This is a genomic window from Pseudalkalibacillus hwajinpoensis (assembly GCF_015234585.1).
GTDB classification, from domain to species: domain Bacteria; phylum Bacillota; class Bacilli; order Bacillales; family Guptibacillaceae; genus Guptibacillus; species Guptibacillus hwajinpoensis_B.
Map to the genome: position 1 here is coordinate 315,871 of NZ_JADFCM010000008.1, position 16,400 is coordinate 332,270.

A 16,400-nucleotide genomic window follows, 5' to 3' on the forward strand; every position below is an offset into this window, starting at 1 on the left:
CAGTAACTTGGCTTGAAGGCGACGTTTCATTATTAATTAAGTTTTTTAAAAGTACACAAAAAACCCGTTAAGAAGCCACCTGACTCATTTCTGGTGGTTCTTAACGGGTGATTCAATAGAATTACTCATTCATGTTCACTTCATAAGCTGCCCGCAGGCCAGATTCAATAGCGCCTTCCATCCAACCGTGAAAAGAGGAGGTGTGCTCTCCGGCAAAATGAAGCTTCCCCTCAGGCTGCTTAATAATGTCACCGAGGTTGTTTTCTTGTCCGGGTGTAAAAAGAGTAAAGCACCCAGCTGAGTAAGGATTTCGACTCCAATTAAAAGGAACGACTTTGATGAATTCTGTATACACTTCATCGCCGTATATTTTGGCTAGGTCTTTTAGCAAAATGCGCGTCAGTTCTTCATGCGGTAAACTTCCCCAGAGAACAGCATCTTCTCCCCAGGAATAGCTTGCTAATAAGACAGCAGGTCCTTTTGAACCAATCCCTTCACTCGGCACATAACTAAATCTTGTCGGTAAATCCGTTATAGCATTCCCAACGTTATTTTTCTCCCAAAAGCGATGACGAAACTCAATTCCAATTTTCACAGCAGGAACATTGATGAGTTCACGAATGGCCTGCCATTTTTTAAAGGACACGGAGTTGTAGGGAGCAATGTCAATAAATTGCAGAACAGAAAAAGGAACGGTAACAATAGCAAGGTCGCCTTTCACCTGGTACCGTTCATTTGTTTCTGGGTTGAGTGTTGTAACAGTAACGCCGCGCTTTGATTGTTTGATCTTGATTACTTTTTGATTAAGGTAGATTTGATTTTGCAACTCGTTGGCGAATGAGAGAGGGAGGCGATCATTCCCACCATCAATTTGAAAGAACTGAATTTCTTTACTGAAAATCGGATAGATGATGTCCGTTAGAATATCTGTGAAAGAAAACTCTGGAAAGCCTTCAATCCCAAGCATCACACCAATGTAACGAATGGCGTTAAGTGATAATGGCTTACCTAGTGGATTGTACTGCAGAAATTCACCCATTGAATATTCTCCGTATTCAGCTACGAGCTTCTCTTGCTCTTCAGGCGTACTTTGTTTATAAAGGTCGATGAAGGGCTTTGTTGCTTCAAGAAACAGATCTGTAGCTGTCTTTCCTTTCTCGCTTTCTTCCACAGGAAACCTGAGGATATCGGGATTCTTTTCGTATTCAGCTCGCGTCGTTAACACGTTGTTCGTGAAAATTAAATCTTCTGGTGTGGCATTTAGAAACGGATGTGTTGGGAGGTGGAAATGTCTGATGTATTCCTGTGCAAGAGCATGGTTATCTGGAATTCTCATTGCACCGGCGTCCATATACTGACCCGGTGAAAAGGGTTTTCTTAATGTATAAACTCTCCCGCCGATGCGATCATTCCCTTCTAAAATAGTCACATGATGGCCGTTCCGCTGTAGCAACGAACCTGCGACTAATCCGGACAGTCCAGCACCAATTATGATGACGTGCTTAGGACTGCTTTTTCCCGGTAGACCATGTTGAATAAGAGACAGCAAGTCTTCTGGATAGCGTAATGAAGAGAACGGTTGATCCATATTTTAGCCGAGCCTCCTCTTGAAAGCTATGAAGCCCTCTAATATTTTCCTTTCTTAATGTATGTGATAGAAAAATAGGTTATGAAAAATAGCGCATTCGTTGAAAGAATTAGGTGGATTGCGGCAAGACTGATCACTAAGAAGCACCGTTTCCTGGGCGCTTACATAGACTACGGAATAGAGCGTTAAGGGTTATTTGAAGGAGGAACGGAATTATGAGGAAAGATCATTCGAAGCCTCGCACCTCTCTTTTTACAAAACGGTGTAAAAAGCCGAATTTTCTTATATTAATGGTGGATGAGCAACGATATCCCTCAATCTATGAAAATGAGGATATAAAGAAGTGGAGCAAGGAAAATCTGTTGGTGCAAGAGTTGCTGCGAGAAAATGGATTCGAATTTAAAAATCACTACGCTGGAAGTACGGCTTGTTCACCAAGTAGAACGACATTATATACAGGACAGTATCCTTCTCTTCACGGAGTCACGCAAACGAGTGGTGCAGCAAAGACGCCGTTTGATCCAGATATGTTTTGGCTCGACCCCAATACTGTTCCTACAATGGGAGACTATTTGCGAAAAGCGGGATACCGTACGTACTGGAAAGGGAAATGGCACGCTTCTGAAGCGGATATTATTATTCCAGGGACAAACAATGCCCTACCAAGCTATACTTCTACGGGCGTGCCTGATAAAGAAAATGTTCAAGAGTACCTTAAAGCAAGTCGGTTAAATGGATTTGGCTTTAACGGATGGATTGGACCTGAACCACATGGTGCGAATCCTCGTAATTCCGGTTCATCAGCTGCCATCGGGGTCAGTGGACGAGACGTAGTGTATGCTGCTGAAGTGGTGGACTTAATTCATTGCCTTGAAAAGGAGGAGAAAGAAGAAACTCCCCCGTGGATGATCATGAGTTCGTTCATTAATCCACATGATATTGCTCTGTATGGCGTGATCGCTGAGCAACTTCCTCTTTATAATTTTGAAATCGATCCCTCTGTTCCGTTCATTCCTAAAGCTCCTACTTCTTTAGAGTCTCTTCACACAAAACCTCGTGCACAAAGTAGCTATCGCGACGTGTATCCTAAAGCCTTACAGCCTTTGATCGATACGCCTTTTTATAGAAAGCTCTATTATTCCCTACAGAAACAGGCAGATAACGAGATGATGAAAGTTTTTCAAGCGTTGAAAAAATCGATATTCTATGAAGATACGATTGTTCTTTTCCTTTCAGATCACGGCGATCTCCTTGGCGCGCACGGAGAACTTTATCAAAAATGGTATAACATGTATGAGGAATCGATTCATGTTCCACTGATTATTCACAGTCCGTCTCTTTTTTCAGGTAAAGAGAGCACAACGATGCTAACGAGTCACGTGGATGTTTTGCCAACTATGTTAGGGCTTGCTGGAATCGATGAGGAAGAGGTTCAAGAGATGTTAAGTCTTGATCATACAGAAGTTCATCCTCTTGTTGGAAGAGACCTCACCCCATTATTGTCAGGTAGAAAGCGATTTTATCGTGCTAATGAACCACTATACTTTATGACGGATGATGACGTGACGAGGGGTCCGAATCAAGTGACCGTAACGGGTGAGCCTTATGAGTCCGTTATTCAACCGAATCATATTGAAGCCGTTATTACTACGCTTCCTACTGGAAGCGATAAAAAGAAAGAAATCTGGAAATATGGACGGTATTATGATAATCCGCAGTTTTGGAGTAACCCTGGAGTCTCGGACGTTACGGTCACTCAATCCGATCCTGTTCCACCAAATGCGGATGAACAGTTTTCGGAGTGCATTACGACTACGAAAACAACCCCAGTGCCAGATGAATTCGAATTATATAACTTGACTGTCGACCCGCTAGAGGAGAAAAACCTCGCTCACCCTGACTTTGAAACACCGGAATCAAAAGAAGTACAGAAAATCTTAAATCTCGTACTAGAAGAACAATGCCGCCAAAAACGCCTCTCCCCTTCGAGTGGAGCAGTACCGGGGATGCCGCCATGTGAGTTTACGTAAGTGAGAGATTAATGATATTAATTGCTAGCGGATAGCTAAAGCTCTCCAGAAGAAAACGATCAAGAACGTCGAAAGAGGAAGCGAAAAGCGCTTCCTCTTTCGACGTTTAGTGACAAATACCGGGTGGTGACAGGCACCCTGATAGTGGGTCTAAATACCTATCTTTGTGCCTCTGGTTTTTAGTGTTTCCAGAGATTATTTAACAGATAAAGAGACTAAATAACTATTTTTATTGCATATAATGGCGTTTAAATAATGCTTAGGACACGCACCAAAAAGTTCCATAAGCACCTCTGGGTAATAATTTTATCGCTTTAAATTTCATTCCAACTGGATCTATACTGTGACAGTAAACAAAACAGCAAGAAAGGTGTGAACACAAATGAACAAGATTCTATTGATTAATGGACATGAGTATTTTCCAAAATCAAAAGGTGAGCTAAACAAAGCGATTTTTGATGAGTGGAACGAAGTGCTCTCATCAGAATACGAAGTGAAAACAACAATCGTAGATGATGAATACGATGTCGAGCAAGAAATTGAGAAATGGCAGTGGGCGGATGTGGTCATCATGCAAACGCCGATTTACTGGTTCAGTATTCCGGGAAATTTCAAGAAATACATCGACCGTGTCTATATGGATAAAATTTTCTTCATCGGCTCAGATCGCTATGGTCAGGGCGGCATGTTTACTGATAAGAAGTACATGTTCTCTCTTACATGGAACGCACCTGAAGCAGCATTCGGAAATGAACAGAGCTTCTTTGAAGGACGAGACCTTGATCAAGCGATTGATCACCTTCACAAGATGAATCAATACATTGGTATGCGTCCGCTACCTACTTACTCCATTCATAATGTGATGAAGGAAACGAATATGGCGCACTATAAAACGAAACTACACGATCATTATCGAGAAGTGTTTGGAAAGTAAACCACTCTTTCTACACCGGGATGGTTTAAAATTCATTTTTCGGGAAAACCAATAAAGGACATTTGAAAGGAGCATGTAACATGACTGTACAAACAAAAACATTAAATAACAATATTGAAATGCCTGAACTAGGTTACGGCGTATTCCGCGTTGAACAAGGCCAAGAATTAGTGGAAGCTGTGAAAACAGCGATTAAGAAAGGCTATCGTAGCATCGATACTGCAGCAATCTACGGGAACGAGGAAAGTGTTGGTCAGGGTGTCAATGAAGCGATTAAAGAAGGTCTTGTCACAAGAGAAGAGCTTTTCATTACTTCAAAAGTATGGAACGATGGCCTCACTTACGATGAAACAATTGAAGCGTATGAAACAAGCCTATCTAAGCTAGGACTTGACTACCTCGATCTTTACTTGATTCATTGGCCAGGTGATAACAAATATCAAGAGCCGTGGAAAGCACTTGAAACACTTTATAAAGAAAAGCGCGTACGTGCGATTGGTGTTAGTAACTTCCATGTGAATCATCTTGAAGATCTTCGTAAAAACTTCGAGATTACACCAGTGATTAACCAAATTGAATTCCACCCTCGTCTGACACAATTAGAAGTTAGAACGTATTGCGAAGAGCACAACATTCAAGTGGAAGCATGGTCTCCACTAATGGCTGGTGAGTTGTTAAATAATGAAACAATCTCTGGCATTGCTGAGAAGTACAATAAATCAGTAGCGCAAGTAATCCTTCGCTGGGATCTTCAACATAACGTGATTACAATTCCAAAATCAATGAACGAGAAGCGCATCGAAGCGAACATCGATCTCTTTGATTTTGAACTCACTTCAGAGGAAATGAAGCAGCTTGATGCATTGAATGACAATGCTCGTAGCGGCCCACACCCTGATGAATTTGATTTTAAAATGTAATAGCGATGATAAAAGAAGGACCGCATTTTTGATGCGGTCCTTTTGTTTGGACGTATTCACAGATTCCTAATAGCATCTTTTAACGAAGCCGGTCCCATTGTGGGGTCGGCTTTTTCTCGTTCTTGAAAATTTTATTTCCCCCCAATGTCCCTTTTTCCACTTTCCAAACGATATATAAGGTGAAAGGAGGTGATCGACATGGCAACTTCATCCCTCATGGATACGCAGCTTCGCATGGTTCTTGAAGTAGGCGTTGATGAAAACGGCAAATCCATTTTCCGCAGCAAGAACTTCAACAACGTGAAAACATCCGCTACGCCTGATGCGCTTTTTGCAGTCGCATTAGCACTAGCACCGCTTCAACAGCACAATTTGTTCGCAGTTGAGCGCAATGATTCATCTGATCTTCAATCGTAAGCAGTCACCAATAAAGGTAAGAAAGGAGGGAATCCCAAATGGCTAAAACACTAGAACTTCAATTCAACACGCGTGACAACAAACCGTTTTCCATCACTCTAAGTGATCCAGTCGAGCCCGTAAATCCTGCTGCAATCGCAGCGGCGATGGATACGCTCATTACGCAGAACTGTTTTACAACGAGCGGAGGCGATCTTGTTTCGAAAAAAGGAGCCCGCATTGTTGAACGTAACGAGAACGACATTATCATCGGTTAAGTAGTGAAGAGGAAGGGCAATTGTCCTTCCTTTTTAGTAACTCTATTAAACGAACGAGGAGGGGGAAGGAATGGAGTCCTGGATGTCTCTCATTAGCGATGTTGGCTTCCCGGTTGTGGTGACGCTTTATTTGCTGCACCGCATTGAACAGAAGCTCGATACGCTGAACGATACGATTCTGCAGCTGCCAGATCACTTAAACGCTCGAAGTTCGAATCAACATACAGGGTGATTGATTGCACAGGAGAGAAGGTGAATGCCTCTCTCCCATTTTTCCTATTACATAATGACACTATCCAACTTCATACAGAACAGCGGCTTCCCATTCTCTTTTTAAAATCCAGGGATGGTGAGGTTTCTTCAAGTGCGCCGCTGATCAGAACGTGGAACGCCTACCACACGTTTAAAAACAAAACTTGTCAGGTGAGCTGAAGCCGATGCAGAAAATTCAGCGTTCTCAAAAATACACAGTTCCCGGTTTCTGTGGTGAGAAGCTATGGCGAGAACGGCCTTTAACGGTTCGGGTAGGTAACCAGGCGTACTACGGTACGGTAGCAGCGCGCAGATGACGCACATTGGGCTGGTTTAATGTGTAGAAAGCGCGCTGTTGAAGAAATTCAAGCGTTCAAATCGGGTGATACGGTGGAAACCTCAGAAGGTCTCAGTATACTTCAGTAGAAAAGAGCGGCTACTTTTACAGCGCTGATGCTTCTTGTCGGCGCTGTAAAGGTAGTCATTCTCTGTCCAATGTTTCCTATCTGATCTAGTGCCTTCAGCGGTTGAGGAGCATAAAAGATATGAAAGATAAATAGAGAAGAAAGATGATAGGGAAGCAGGGGGAAGCGGATCAGAGTTTGACGTTAGGTTTGATAAAACGATAAGCATCACCACACTCTCAACAGTTCGACATAATAGAACAAGAATCGGGTGGTGACAGGCACTATTTAACCATCTACCAACTATCGAGACGAAATATCTATTTATTATTGAGGAAAGTCATATTATTAAAAACCGCGCCATTATAGTCTTTTACCTTAATAAGTAAACCTGTTAAATGTCTACATACAATTTATAAAGGTTGAATTGTAAATGAAAGGGATTAAATTGTTAAAGAGAAGTGAAAAAAAACCATCCATTTAGCCTAGACATATTTTGGTAGATTTCTATCATTTGACCCCCGCGAATGTAGGAACCCATGTGCTAGATTAGGAGATGTGTTAAAAATACTTCTCAGGGGGAACACGTATGAAACGTAAAGGACTTGTAGCATTGACGCTTGCATTATCAATCGCTATCGTACCAGGATTCGGGGAGACAAGTGCAAAAACAGCAGAGCTAGATTCACAGGGATCAGAGGTTACGATCGGTCATGAACTTCCCAAAGCCAAAACAAAAGGGAAAGAGAAGTTTGATCGTCCAGCTGAAGTGGAGAGTTCTTCAGTAGCGGATGTTTTGGATGAAAAAGGTAAGAAAATCGGAGAAAAGAAAATCAAGAAAAATGCGGATAAGAAAGCAGACAAACTAGCAGACAAACAAAACAAAAAGAATGCTAAAAAACAGGTTAATGAAGAAGGCGAATTGTGTATTCTATTATGCGGTAACGGAGGATCAACTGGTGGTTCAGGCGGAACGACAACGCCAACTGCAACTGATGCTAGCGTAGTGACCGTATTGATTGCTGCGGATGAAGAGTATCGTGCTGCACATAGCGACTGGCAAACGCTCACGCAAAACATTGTTGAGAACGCGGATAATGGGTTTACACGTGATCATAACATTGATTTTGAGATCAAAGCTCTTGGTGAGTGGACTTCTGAAGGGGCAAATGCATCTGAAATTCTTCAGGACATGGACAAGGACTGGAATGGAAATGGATACGACTTTGTAGTGGGCTTCACGAGAGATGCTAATTTCAACTCAGGCGGTATTGCTTATGTTTATCCGAACTCACCTTATGGTAGTGCAGTATCAGTTAACCTCGATCAGGGCGCAACGAATACATGGCACGCGGCTCAGCACGAATTCTCTCATAACTATGGACTAAGTCACGATGCTCAAGGCAGTGGGATTAAATGCATTATGAACTATGACTATTCTTATAGTGTTGATTATTGGGACGAAGATCATGATAATTTAATAGAAGCACATAAAGGTTGGTATGGAAATTAATACATATCAGTAGCAATAGGTGAGAGCGCTCAAACGATTCGTTTGAGCGCTCTTTTCATTTAAAAGGCGTAGATTAGCCGAATTATCAGGTGGTGACAGGCACTATTTAAGAAACTGATCCACCTTCTTACGTAACTCTTCTGCGATTTCTTTGTTTGTGCTGTAATAAAATGTATTCCGCTTATCCCTAATGTGAATATTCAACAATCCAGCCCCTCTTAAAATGGAAAGATGATGATGGATATTCCCTTTTGCCATGCCAAATTCCGAAACGATATTGGTGAAAGTAGAAGGTTCGTGAGATAAAAACTTCAAGATCTTTAGTCGTTTTTCATCCCCTAGCGCTTTGGTGAAACGAAGAACTTCAGTTAGTTCATCTTTCGCATCTTTAATAGGATAGGTGATGTATAGCGTATCTTTCAAATGATCGATAAACGAAATAGGTTGAAGGTGAATGGCGGGAATCAAACAAACGCTCTTCACGCTAGTCGTTTCAATGATGAAATGACTCGCTTCTAAAACAACATCCTCTTGTGATTGATTCTTAAGCTTATCGTTTTTCTCTTCTGCGTCACGATTTAATCGGCCAGAAAGATCGGGATCCATGTGTTGAAAATATTGCTCATTCCAGGCTTTTAACAACGTGAGTGATTGATCTCTTTGTGATGATAGATCAGCAGGAAGTGTTCGATCAACGTCTAATAAAGGAGCGATTCGTTCAAAAAGCTCACCGCCAGATAGATTCCCTAACCATTCAAAGAAGAGGTCGATTTTGTCTTTGTATGGTGATTGTTCAATCAATAAAACTAATAAGTCTTCGAAGTACATGTTCTCTTTTGAAGCAATCAAAGAATGTAACTCAGGGGAAATGGACAATTCAATATCCTTAGGCCACTTTGCGCCAAGATCTAAATATTTCATTAACGTTTGTCTTTTATATAACGAAATGCTTAATAAGAGTTCATAAACAGGTGAAGAAAGCGTTCTAACTTGCAGTGTCATAGGTGCCCCTCCATATTTCTCTTTTTTTCATATCTTACCATACGGTGTTCTTAATTAGAATGATCAAAATATTAATCATCTATTCATTGACTTAATATATTAGTTCAATTAGTATTGAACTAATTAAGTTATTGGGAGGTTTTTACAATGAGGTTTGCTGATCTACAAAATCGGGTGATTGAACTTGTTGAAAGTAAAGAAAATGAAGATGCTTTGCGTGTTATGCAAGAAGCGAAAGAAAAGTTTCCTCATAAAAGAGATCGGTTGGGTCATTGGAAAGCGAATATTTATGTAATGGAAGGGAAGTACGAAGAAGGTGTTGCTGAACTAAAAGAAGTTCTCAAACATGGACTGTGGTGGAACCCAGAAATTCTAACATCTGATCCAGAGTTGAGCCCCTTGCAAGCCTACCCAGAATTTAAGTCTATCGTAAGTCAATGTCATTCGATCTTTGAAAACACAAAAGCATCTGCACATGCGGAGTTAACCATTCAGGGGCATTCTGAAGCGGATACGGTCATTTTCCCTTTGCACTGGAAAGGCTCTAATGCGAAAGACTTTTCGGAGCAGTGGTCTGATGAGAAACTCGTCACCAAGTACTTGATGGGATTTCCTCAATCTTCTCAACTTTTCAGCTACCAATGTTATTCATGGGATGATGAAGCGGTTGCTTATAATGATGTAAAAAAGACGTATTATGAATTTACTAAACGGGTTGATGTGTCAGATAAAAAACGAATACTAGCCGGTGCATCTCAAGGAGGAAGTATCGCAACTCAAATGAGCTTAAGTAATGATATGGAAGAATTTAATTTATTTATTGCTGTTGCACCAGCTTTCGATCTCCATTCACTAAAAGAAATCTTGCAAAATCAGCTGAACCCTCATGCAAGAGGCTGCATCATTACAGGAGATCAAGATCCTTTCTATGAAAATGCATTGGAAGCTGCTCAACTTTTTGAAGCTTATCAGATCCCTTGCAAACTAATTGTAAATGAAGGCATCGGGCATGAATGGCCGAATGAATTTCCAAATGTGTTAGAAGAGGCGATTTGTTTTGTAACGAGGCAATAAGGACGTTGCTCAAAAATGACTTAAACAATTATTGTTTATATGGAAAATGAAACCAAATGAAAATGAGATCGTACAAGTAGTATAGAAAGTCATTGATCATCGAAAAAGGAGTGGGGGAAATGGAGTCTAGAAAACATCTATTATCGGAACCTTATTGGATGATAAATACACTGGGTCTCATGCTTTTTATACTTGTAGGTATGCTCTTAATTTTGAATGACAATCTCATTGCTTTCACGATCGTAGCAGTTTGCTATGGATTTGCTATGTTTATCGGTAACTCGTTGTATCGCTCATATCGAAAGCGAAAGCAAAATAATGCTTAAATGATTTTACGAGACTCATAGTGAAATTTCCATGAGCAGCTAGACAAGCCAGGGACAGGCATGGAATGAATTCTCTACTCTCACAAAAAGGTGTTTGTTACGTAATGAAAAAAAGCTGGATCATTTCCACTACGATCACCATCTCACTCATTTTTCTCTTAATGATTTCAACATCTGAAAATATTCTAGAAGAATTAAAGATCGGGCTAGATTTACAGGGCGGATTTGAGATCCTTTATGAAGTACAGGATCCTTACGAAGAAAAAAACATAGCAGAAGAAGAGCTTGTAAAACAAACAGCTGCTCTGATCAGTGATCGGATTGATTTGCTAGGTATTAGTGAACCGGTCATTACGATGGAAGATGAGGATCGTATTCGCATACAGGTTCCTGGCGTGAAGGATCAGGAGGAAGCGCGCGAGTTTATTTCCATTGGCGGGAATATTACGTTTCGGGATACGGATAACAATTTTGTCATTTCGTCCACTGATTTCAAATCTGTCGGAATAGAACATCCTTCTCAGGACCTTGCCCCCGTCGTCACCATCGAGTTCGGCGACTCCATTGATATGAGAAACGTGACTAAGACTTATGAAGATCAAAGTCTCGCTTTATGGCTTGATTACGTTGACGGAGATGCGTATATAAAAGAGAGAGCAAAGGAAGATTCAAAGATTCTTTTCGAAGGACATATAGATGAGACCTGGACAAAAAATTCCGGGATGGCGATTTCAGGTAAATTCACCCAAAAAGAAGCAGAACTCCTTTCCAAAGCGCTTAGCACTGGAGATCTCCCTGCTCCTTTGGAAGAGATTTCTTCCCAATCTGTTAGTGGTCAGCTTGGTGAACAGGCGTTGAAAAATACGATGATAGCGGGAATCATAGCTATGACGCTTATCTTTTTATTTATGATTTGGCGCTATCGTTGGCTAGGCTTGCTCTCGATAGTTTGTATGATCAGCTATCTTTATCTAGCTATAGGGATTTTCGTTTTTCTTGAAGGTGTTCTAACATTAACAGGACTTGCCGCTTTCATTCTTGGTCTTGGTATGGCAATAGATGCGACGATCATTACGTTTGAACGTTTAAAAGAAATAGAGGATCGTCGTTTGTCATTTGAAGAGCGAGTGATGCAAGCATCGAATCGAACGTTTCTTACGATTGCGGATGCGCATCTTACAACATTAATTGCTGCGGCAGGACTTTTTGTATTCGGCGTAGGCAGTGTGAAAGGTTTTGCGACGATGCTATTGATTAGCATAGTTGCTGGATTTCTAACATGCTATGCGCTATTGCGACTTCTGTTGTATATGATCGGGGAGACAAAGCTCGTGGAATGGAATCAGGAAAGAAAGTCTTAAATGAAGAAGTGCTGTACAATGTTGAAAAATAGTCTTATGTTGTAAAGGAAAGCTTCCTATTTTTGCACGTTACAAAGCAAGCTCACCAAGAGGTTGATGTGCTTGCCATGTGACGTGTCTTTTTGTTACTTAGCAGACTCTTCCTTCTGCTCCTTATCATCGTCCTCCTCATCATCTTCAACTTGAATAATATCGCCACTCATCCCGTCAATCTCAACTTCCTTCTCGCCGGTATCGGTTTTGATTTCGAACTCATAAACGATCTTCCCGTCCTCTTTCTCGACTTCTTTCTCAATCACGTCTCCGGAAACCTCTTCCAATGCGATCTTTTCAGCTTCAGCTTCAGAAATTTTAGCTTCCTCAATTAGTTTGCTTTCGTTATTGCCCGAGGCTAGCACATTCTCTATACCGTCTGATCCTTGATAGAGAAGAGCTCCTCCAGCTATGCCTAATGCGGTTCCGCCGATAATAAGTGTTTTTTTCATATTCATTAGTTATCCTCCTTGAACTGTTTTTTCTACAATTCTTATGATACGGATCGAATCTAATAAAAAAAGGACAGCAGCATGAGAAGTGGATGAGCTTTTTCTCATGAAATTCTCATTTTCTATTTAATGTTTCTTACGTTAAGGGTAGTTACAATAGAGGAAGATGAAATAAGGGGTGAGGAGAAATGGAGAAAGAATCAATTCTTCTTGTAGAAGATGAAATAAATGTTATTCAGTTCATGAAGTTAGAGCTTGAGCATGAAGGGTACGACGTGACAACGGCGCGTGATGGAGAGGAAGCGATGGCTCGATTTCAAGAAAAAGAATGGAGCGTCATTTTATTAGATTGGATGATTCCGAAGCTTGATGGCCTTGAAGTATGTAGGCGGATACGTAAAACGAGTTCCGTTCCGATTATTATCCTTACTGCCAGAGATTATGTTGGGGATAAAATTCTCGGTCTTGATCGTGGGGCGGATGATTACATTACAAAGCCTTTTGAAATTGAAGAATTGCTTGCGCGCATTCGTGCTGTATTACGACGCGCTCAGTCTCAAAGTAAGCAACAGGATGAAGATAAGTTAACGATTGCGAATCTTGAAGTGAATGTAAAAAGTCGGCGCGTCGTACGGGAAAACAATGAAATTGAACTCACTCAGCGAGAGTTTGATTTGCTTGTTTTTCTCATGAAACATGAAGGCGAGGCGCTCAGTCGCGAGTGGCTTCTCTCAGCGGTTTGGGGCTACGACTTTGTGGGAGAAACGAATGTGGTCGACGTCTACATTCGCTATCTTCGCAACAAGTTAGATCGAGACTACGAACCAATGCTTATTCATACGGTAAGAGGTATTGGCTACATCCTTCGCTCTTCATAAGCGTTCAATTGGAGGGAATCGCATGAAGAAACAACGAAACCAATCGCTGCTTCATCAATTTACCTCATGGTACGTGTGGCAGTTTATTATCGCCCTCATCCTAATCGGCATTGTTGTCCTTGGGGCCATCGGCTTTTTCTTGATAGATCGAACACAGGATGATGTTGGAGCGATGGAAGAAAAATTGCTGATGATTGTACGGGAAGATGATGTTCAGGAGTCACTTGATGAAGTATTGTATCCGGATCATGCCGATTATTATGTTGAAATCCGTGAAGACGCGAAAATTCTCGCGCAATCGAGAGGAGACGACGAAACACTAGATATAAGTGATGAAGTAAACCTGCCGTTGTTTGATCAGTTTATATGGAACAAAGAGGAAGGGTTATTCTATCGAAGCGATGTATCTTTTACCGATGGCAACATTCATCTGAAAGTCCATATGGAAGATGAGTTTGAATTCATTCAGCTTATTTTCTTTATTCTTCTTTTCACGGGGATAATAAGCATTATAATTGGCTCCATTTTGATTTATCAATTTACAAAAAAGAAGCTGCGCCCCCTTCTAAACATGACGGATGAAGTGAGTAAAATAGACGGTTCTTCAGATCTGCAGAAGCGGATTCTTGAACCTTCGAATCCTAAAGAGTTGAAGGAACTTGCCGGTACGTTCAATCAGCTACTTCAGGAGCTAGAAGAACAGTTTGAACGAGAGAAAAGCTTTGTTTCCAATGCTTCACATGAATTAAGAACCCCACTAACCGCATTTCGTGGTCATTTGAATTTAATTAAAAGGTGGGGGAAAGACGATCCAACTGTTTTGGAAAAGTCGATTCAAGCGTTAGATGATGAAAGTAACCGAATGAAGCATATTTTAGAACAAATGCTCACGATCGCTCGTAATGAACATTTAGAAAGTAGGATGGAGAACGTCAATCTTACTCATATCGTTGAGCGTGTGATCAGTCAATTCGAAGGAAATAAGGAAATCCCTCTTATCGGAAATCTTGAAAAGAATGTCGCTGTGTTAGGAGATGCTGAGCAGCTTCGGCAAATTGCGGTTATTTTAGTTGAAAACGCCATGAGGTATACGGAGGTAGGGACGATCACGGTTGACTTAACACATGATGATGGTGCTGTACTAAGCGTTTCCGATACTGGTATCGGCATTCCAAAAGAGGAACAGTCGAAAATCTTTTCACGATTCTATCGCGTTGACAAAAACCGCTCACGTGAAACGGGAGGAACCGGACTAGGTCTTTCCATCGCAAAGGAGTTAGTGGAGAACCATCAAGGTAAGCTCCATGTGAAAAGTGAAGTCGATGTGGGAAGTACGTTTACAGTCTTATTGCCTCTGAAAAAAGTTTCTGCTAGCATCGCGGAATGAATCCTCTTAGGAGGGTTCTTTGTTATAGATTCCCAATAAATAGAATCCCGCTAAAAATACGATGATTCCATTGAGTTTGATCGGAATTATCGCAATGATACTGTTAATCGAATTAGTGTATTCCCTTTTTTCAATTAGTGAAGTATTTCTGTATGCGATTGCGATTGTGTTTCTATTCATTGTGATAGGTGACATAAGGAAATTTTCTTCAAAAGGAAAAGGATCACAGTTTCCACTAAAGTATATTTTGATCGGCATAGCCTTTTTACTAGTAAGCTTTCTCTCTTGATCTTGAGAGGAAGCTTTATTTCTATTTTTATAGTGAAAACAAGATGAGATATTGCCCAACATGTAACTCCATAATTAGTTCAAATGTCATGTAAATTTCTATGATTTGAGAGCAAACTCACTAAAAAAGTATAGGTTTAGTTCACCGTTGAAAAGGAATAAAGAGTAGAAGATAGAAGCAATAGTTTGAGACGGTCGAGTGACGGACAGAAGTCACTTTAAGATAACAGGAGGAAATGCAATGAACGTACTAAAAGAGCAATATGATTTAGTTAAACACACGCGTAAAGTTTTGTTTCATTTCTGTGAGCAAATCGATCAGGATGATTACTTAAAAGAAGTAGATGGATACGGATGGGGTTCGATTCGTAATTTACACGTTCATAGCGCAGAGTGCTATGAAAGCTGGTTAGGTCGCTTTGCTTTGGAAATGCAAGAGCCAGTCGTAGAAGTGGGTGATGTAACGGATGTAAATGAAATGAGAACCGTGTTTGAACGTGTTGATCAGCTCGTCTATCGTTTTCTAGAAGAATATGACGAGCGGTATGATGAGAAAATAAGTCGCAAGGTATCGTGGCAAGAAGAGGAAGAAGAGTTGTCTCCGCTATGGTTAATGACGCATACGATTACGCATGAATTTCATCACAAAGGGCAGATCGTAACACTTGCGCGAGCTCTAGGTTATGAACCGACGGACACCGATCTCTTAACGCCATCCGACATCAACCGCTATTTGGACTATCCTGAACAAGGATGATTTCATAATAATAATAGGAGCGACGACTCGTAAAGGGCTACAGCCATTATGAGTCGTCGTTTTTTATTTTTCTCAATAAAAATTACCTTAATAATGGAAAACGAGGGGATCAAAATCATTGAATGAATGGTAAAATTAAGGAGGAGATCGAGGAGGGATGTTGTGAAATTCATGTTAGCCGGCTTTTTAAGTTTATTCGGAATGGTTTTACTTGGATTATCCTTTGAGAGTTTTGGAGAAGTGGGGAATACGTTATTTAAATTTCCATCATAAGTGTAGTGGCTAGTGTTCGTATTGCGATGCGTAATAAAAAGCTATTTCAAACTACTAAAGAGGCGGTTTTTATATGGGGGATATCCTATTTCAATTAGTTGCATTTCTTTTAATGTTTGGCGTTCTGGGTGGGATTGTCTTCATCGTTGTGAGTTTCAGAAAGAGAAACTCAAAGCTTGATCGATTAGAAACTAAAGTTGATCGGCTGCTTAAGAAAGAGAAATCACCGTCTGATAGATGAAAGGAGAGAAGCA

The 16,400-nt window shown here is 40.8% G+C and carries 17 protein-coding genes; 14 read left to right on the plus strand and 3 right to left on the minus strand.

Annotated features, from left to right (window positions below; translation table 11 throughout):
• Positions 1-121: 121 nt before the first annotated feature.
• Positions 122-1,588, minus strand: coding sequence for a flavin monoamine oxidase family protein (locus IQ283_RS13240; RefSeq protein WP_194220611.1), 1,467 nt, complete (start codon positions 1,586-1,588; stop codon positions 122-124).
• A 215-nt stretch (positions 1,589-1,803) separates the two neighbouring features.
• Between IQ283_RS13240 and IQ283_RS13245 the strand changes: the two genes are divergently transcribed.
• The 7 genes from IQ283_RS13245 (at position 1,804) to IQ283_RS13275 (ending at position 8,315) form a co-directional block, all read left to right on the plus strand.
• A complete protein-coding gene (locus IQ283_RS13245) occupies positions 1,804-3,618 on the plus strand; it encodes a sulfatase-like hydrolase/transferase (RefSeq protein ID WP_194220612.1) in 1,815 nt (604 codons plus the stop codon).
• A gap of 382 nt (positions 3,619-4,000) precedes the next feature.
• On the plus strand, positions 4,001-4,552 hold the full coding sequence (locus IQ283_RS13250; RefSeq protein WP_194220613.1) for an NAD(P)H-dependent oxidoreductase: 552 nt from the start codon (positions 4,001-4,003) through the stop codon (positions 4,550-4,552).
• 80 nt (positions 4,553-4,632) lie between these two features.
• A complete protein-coding gene (locus IQ283_RS13255; RefSeq protein WP_194220614.1) occupies positions 4,633-5,472 on the plus strand; it encodes an aldo/keto reductase in 840 nt (279 codons plus the stop codon).
• 198 nt (positions 5,473-5,670) lie between these two features.
• A complete protein-coding gene (locus IQ283_RS13260) occupies positions 5,671-5,889 on the plus strand; it encodes a DUF1659 domain-containing protein (RefSeq protein ID WP_194220615.1) in 219 nt (72 codons plus the stop codon).
• Between the two features lie 38 nt (positions 5,890-5,927).
• A complete protein-coding gene (locus tag IQ283_RS13265; protein WP_194220616.1) occupies positions 5,928-6,146 on the plus strand; it encodes a DUF2922 domain-containing protein in 219 nt (72 codons plus the stop codon).
• Positions 6,147-6,216: 70 nt separating this feature from the next.
• A complete protein-coding gene (locus IQ283_RS13270) occupies positions 6,217-6,378 on the plus strand; it encodes a YvrJ family protein (RefSeq protein ID WP_194220617.1) in 162 nt (53 codons plus the stop codon).
• A 1,013-nt stretch (positions 6,379-7,391) separates the two neighbouring features.
• Complete coding sequence (locus tag IQ283_RS13275; protein WP_194220618.1) at positions 7,392-8,315, plus strand: zinc-dependent metalloprotease; 924 nt, start codon at positions 7,392-7,394, stop codon at positions 8,313-8,315.
• 102 nt (positions 8,316-8,417) lie between these two features.
• On the opposite strand, the gene IQ283_RS13280 is transcribed toward IQ283_RS13275, so the two are convergent.
• Positions 8,418-9,317 (minus strand): ArsR/SmtB family transcription factor, encoded by a 900-nt coding sequence (locus tag IQ283_RS13280; RefSeq protein ID WP_194220619.1) that lies wholly within the window; start codon positions 9,315-9,317, stop codon positions 8,418-8,420.
• A gap of 147 nt (positions 9,318-9,464) precedes the next feature.
• On the opposite strand from IQ283_RS13280, the gene IQ283_RS13285 reads away from it, so the two are divergent.
• The 3 genes from IQ283_RS13285 (at position 9,465) to secD (ending at position 12,078) form a co-directional block, all read left to right on the plus strand.
• A complete protein-coding gene (locus tag IQ283_RS13285; protein ID WP_194220620.1) occupies positions 9,465-10,391 on the plus strand; it encodes a DUF3089 domain-containing protein in 927 nt (308 codons plus the stop codon).
• A gap of 119 nt (positions 10,392-10,510) precedes the next feature.
• Positions 10,511-10,717 carry a hypothetical protein gene (locus IQ283_RS13290; RefSeq protein ID WP_194220621.1) on the plus strand — a complete coding sequence of 69 codons (207 nt, stop codon included), beginning with the start codon at positions 10,511-10,513 and terminating at the stop codon, positions 10,715-10,717.
• Between the two features lie 104 nt (positions 10,718-10,821).
• Positions 10,822-12,078, plus strand: coding sequence for a protein translocase subunit SecD (gene secD, locus IQ283_RS13295; RefSeq protein ID WP_194220622.1), 1,257 nt, complete (start codon positions 10,822-10,824; stop codon positions 12,076-12,078).
• A gap of 125 nt (positions 12,079-12,203) precedes the next feature.
• Here the strand turns inward: secD and IQ283_RS13300 are convergent, their stop codons facing one another.
• A complete protein-coding gene (locus IQ283_RS13300; protein ID WP_194220623.1) occupies positions 12,204-12,569 on the minus strand; it encodes a PepSY domain-containing protein in 366 nt (121 codons plus the stop codon).
• Positions 12,570-12,751: 182 nt separating this feature from the next.
• Here IQ283_RS13300 and IQ283_RS13305 point away from each other — a divergent pair, with 182 nt between their 5' ends.
• From IQ283_RS13305 to IQ283_RS13320, 4 genes are all read left to right on the plus strand, one after another.
• On the plus strand, positions 12,752-13,441 hold the full coding sequence (locus IQ283_RS13305) for a response regulator transcription factor (protein WP_194220624.1): 690 nt from the start codon (positions 12,752-12,754) through the stop codon (positions 13,439-13,441).
• A 22-nt stretch (positions 13,442-13,463) separates the two neighbouring features.
• Positions 13,464-14,828, plus strand: a complete 1,365-nt coding sequence (locus tag IQ283_RS13310; RefSeq protein WP_194220625.1) for a sensor histidine kinase — start codon at positions 13,464-13,466, stop codon at positions 14,826-14,828.
• Between the two features lie 529 nt (positions 14,829-15,357).
• Entirely contained in the window at positions 15,358-15,873 is a 516-nt protein-coding gene (locus IQ283_RS13315; RefSeq protein ID WP_194220626.1) for a DinB family protein, read from the plus strand.
• A gap of 346 nt (positions 15,874-16,219) precedes the next feature.
• On the plus strand, positions 16,220-16,387 hold the full coding sequence (locus IQ283_RS13320) for a hypothetical protein (RefSeq protein ID WP_194220627.1): 168 nt from the start codon (positions 16,220-16,222) through the stop codon (positions 16,385-16,387).
• The last annotated feature ends 13 nt before the right edge of the window (positions 16,388-16,400 follow it).

What these genes read in the sequence shown, in the direction of transcription:
- IQ283_RS13240 (WP_194220611.1), bottom strand. Translation starts at nt 1,588, where the DNA reads ATGGATCAACCGTTCTCTTCATTACGCTATCCAGAAGACTTGCTGTCT.
- IQ283_RS13245 (WP_194220612.1), top strand. Translation starts at nt 1,804, where the DNA reads ATGAGGAAAGATCATTCGAAGCCTCGCACCTCTCTTTTTACAAAACGG.
- IQ283_RS13250 (WP_194220613.1), top strand. Translation starts at nt 4,001, where the DNA reads ATGAACAAGATTCTATTGATTAATGGACATGAGTATTTTCCAAAATCA.
- IQ283_RS13255 (WP_194220614.1), top strand. Translation starts at nt 4,633, where the DNA reads ATGACTGTACAAACAAAAACATTAAATAACAATATTGAAATGCCTGAA.
- IQ283_RS13260 (WP_194220615.1), top strand. Translation starts at nt 5,671, where the DNA reads ATGGCAACTTCATCCCTCATGGATACGCAGCTTCGCATGGTTCTTGAA.
- IQ283_RS13265 (WP_194220616.1), top strand. Translation starts at nt 5,928, where the DNA reads ATGGCTAAAACACTAGAACTTCAATTCAACACGCGTGACAACAAACCG.
- IQ283_RS13270 (WP_194220617.1), top strand. Translation starts at nt 6,217, where the DNA reads ATGGAGTCCTGGATGTCTCTCATTAGCGATGTTGGCTTCCCGGTTGTG.
- IQ283_RS13275 (WP_194220618.1), top strand. Translation starts at nt 7,392, where the DNA reads ATGAAACGTAAAGGACTTGTAGCATTGACGCTTGCATTATCAATCGCT.
- IQ283_RS13280 (WP_194220619.1), bottom strand. Translation starts at nt 9,317, where the DNA reads ATGACACTGCAAGTTAGAACGCTTTCTTCACCTGTTTATGAACTCTTA.
- IQ283_RS13285 (WP_194220620.1), top strand. Translation starts at nt 9,465, where the DNA reads ATGAGGTTTGCTGATCTACAAAATCGGGTGATTGAACTTGTTGAAAGT.
- IQ283_RS13290 (WP_194220621.1), top strand. Translation starts at nt 10,511, where the DNA reads ATGGAGTCTAGAAAACATCTATTATCGGAACCTTATTGGATGATAAAT.
- secD (WP_194220622.1), top strand. Translation starts at nt 10,822, where the DNA reads ATGAAAAAAAGCTGGATCATTTCCACTACGATCACCATCTCACTCATT.
- IQ283_RS13300 (WP_194220623.1), bottom strand. Translation starts at nt 12,569, where the DNA reads ATGAATATGAAAAAAACACTTATTATCGGCGGAACCGCATTAGGCATA.
- IQ283_RS13305 (WP_194220624.1), top strand. Translation starts at nt 12,752, where the DNA reads ATGGAGAAAGAATCAATTCTTCTTGTAGAAGATGAAATAAATGTTATT.
- IQ283_RS13310 (WP_194220625.1), top strand. Translation starts at nt 13,464, where the DNA reads ATGAAGAAACAACGAAACCAATCGCTGCTTCATCAATTTACCTCATGG.
- IQ283_RS13315 (WP_194220626.1), top strand. Translation starts at nt 15,358, where the DNA reads ATGAACGTACTAAAAGAGCAATATGATTTAGTTAAACACACGCGTAAA.
- IQ283_RS13320 (WP_194220627.1), top strand. Translation starts at nt 16,220, where the DNA reads ATGGGGGATATCCTATTTCAATTAGTTGCATTTCTTTTAATGTTTGGC.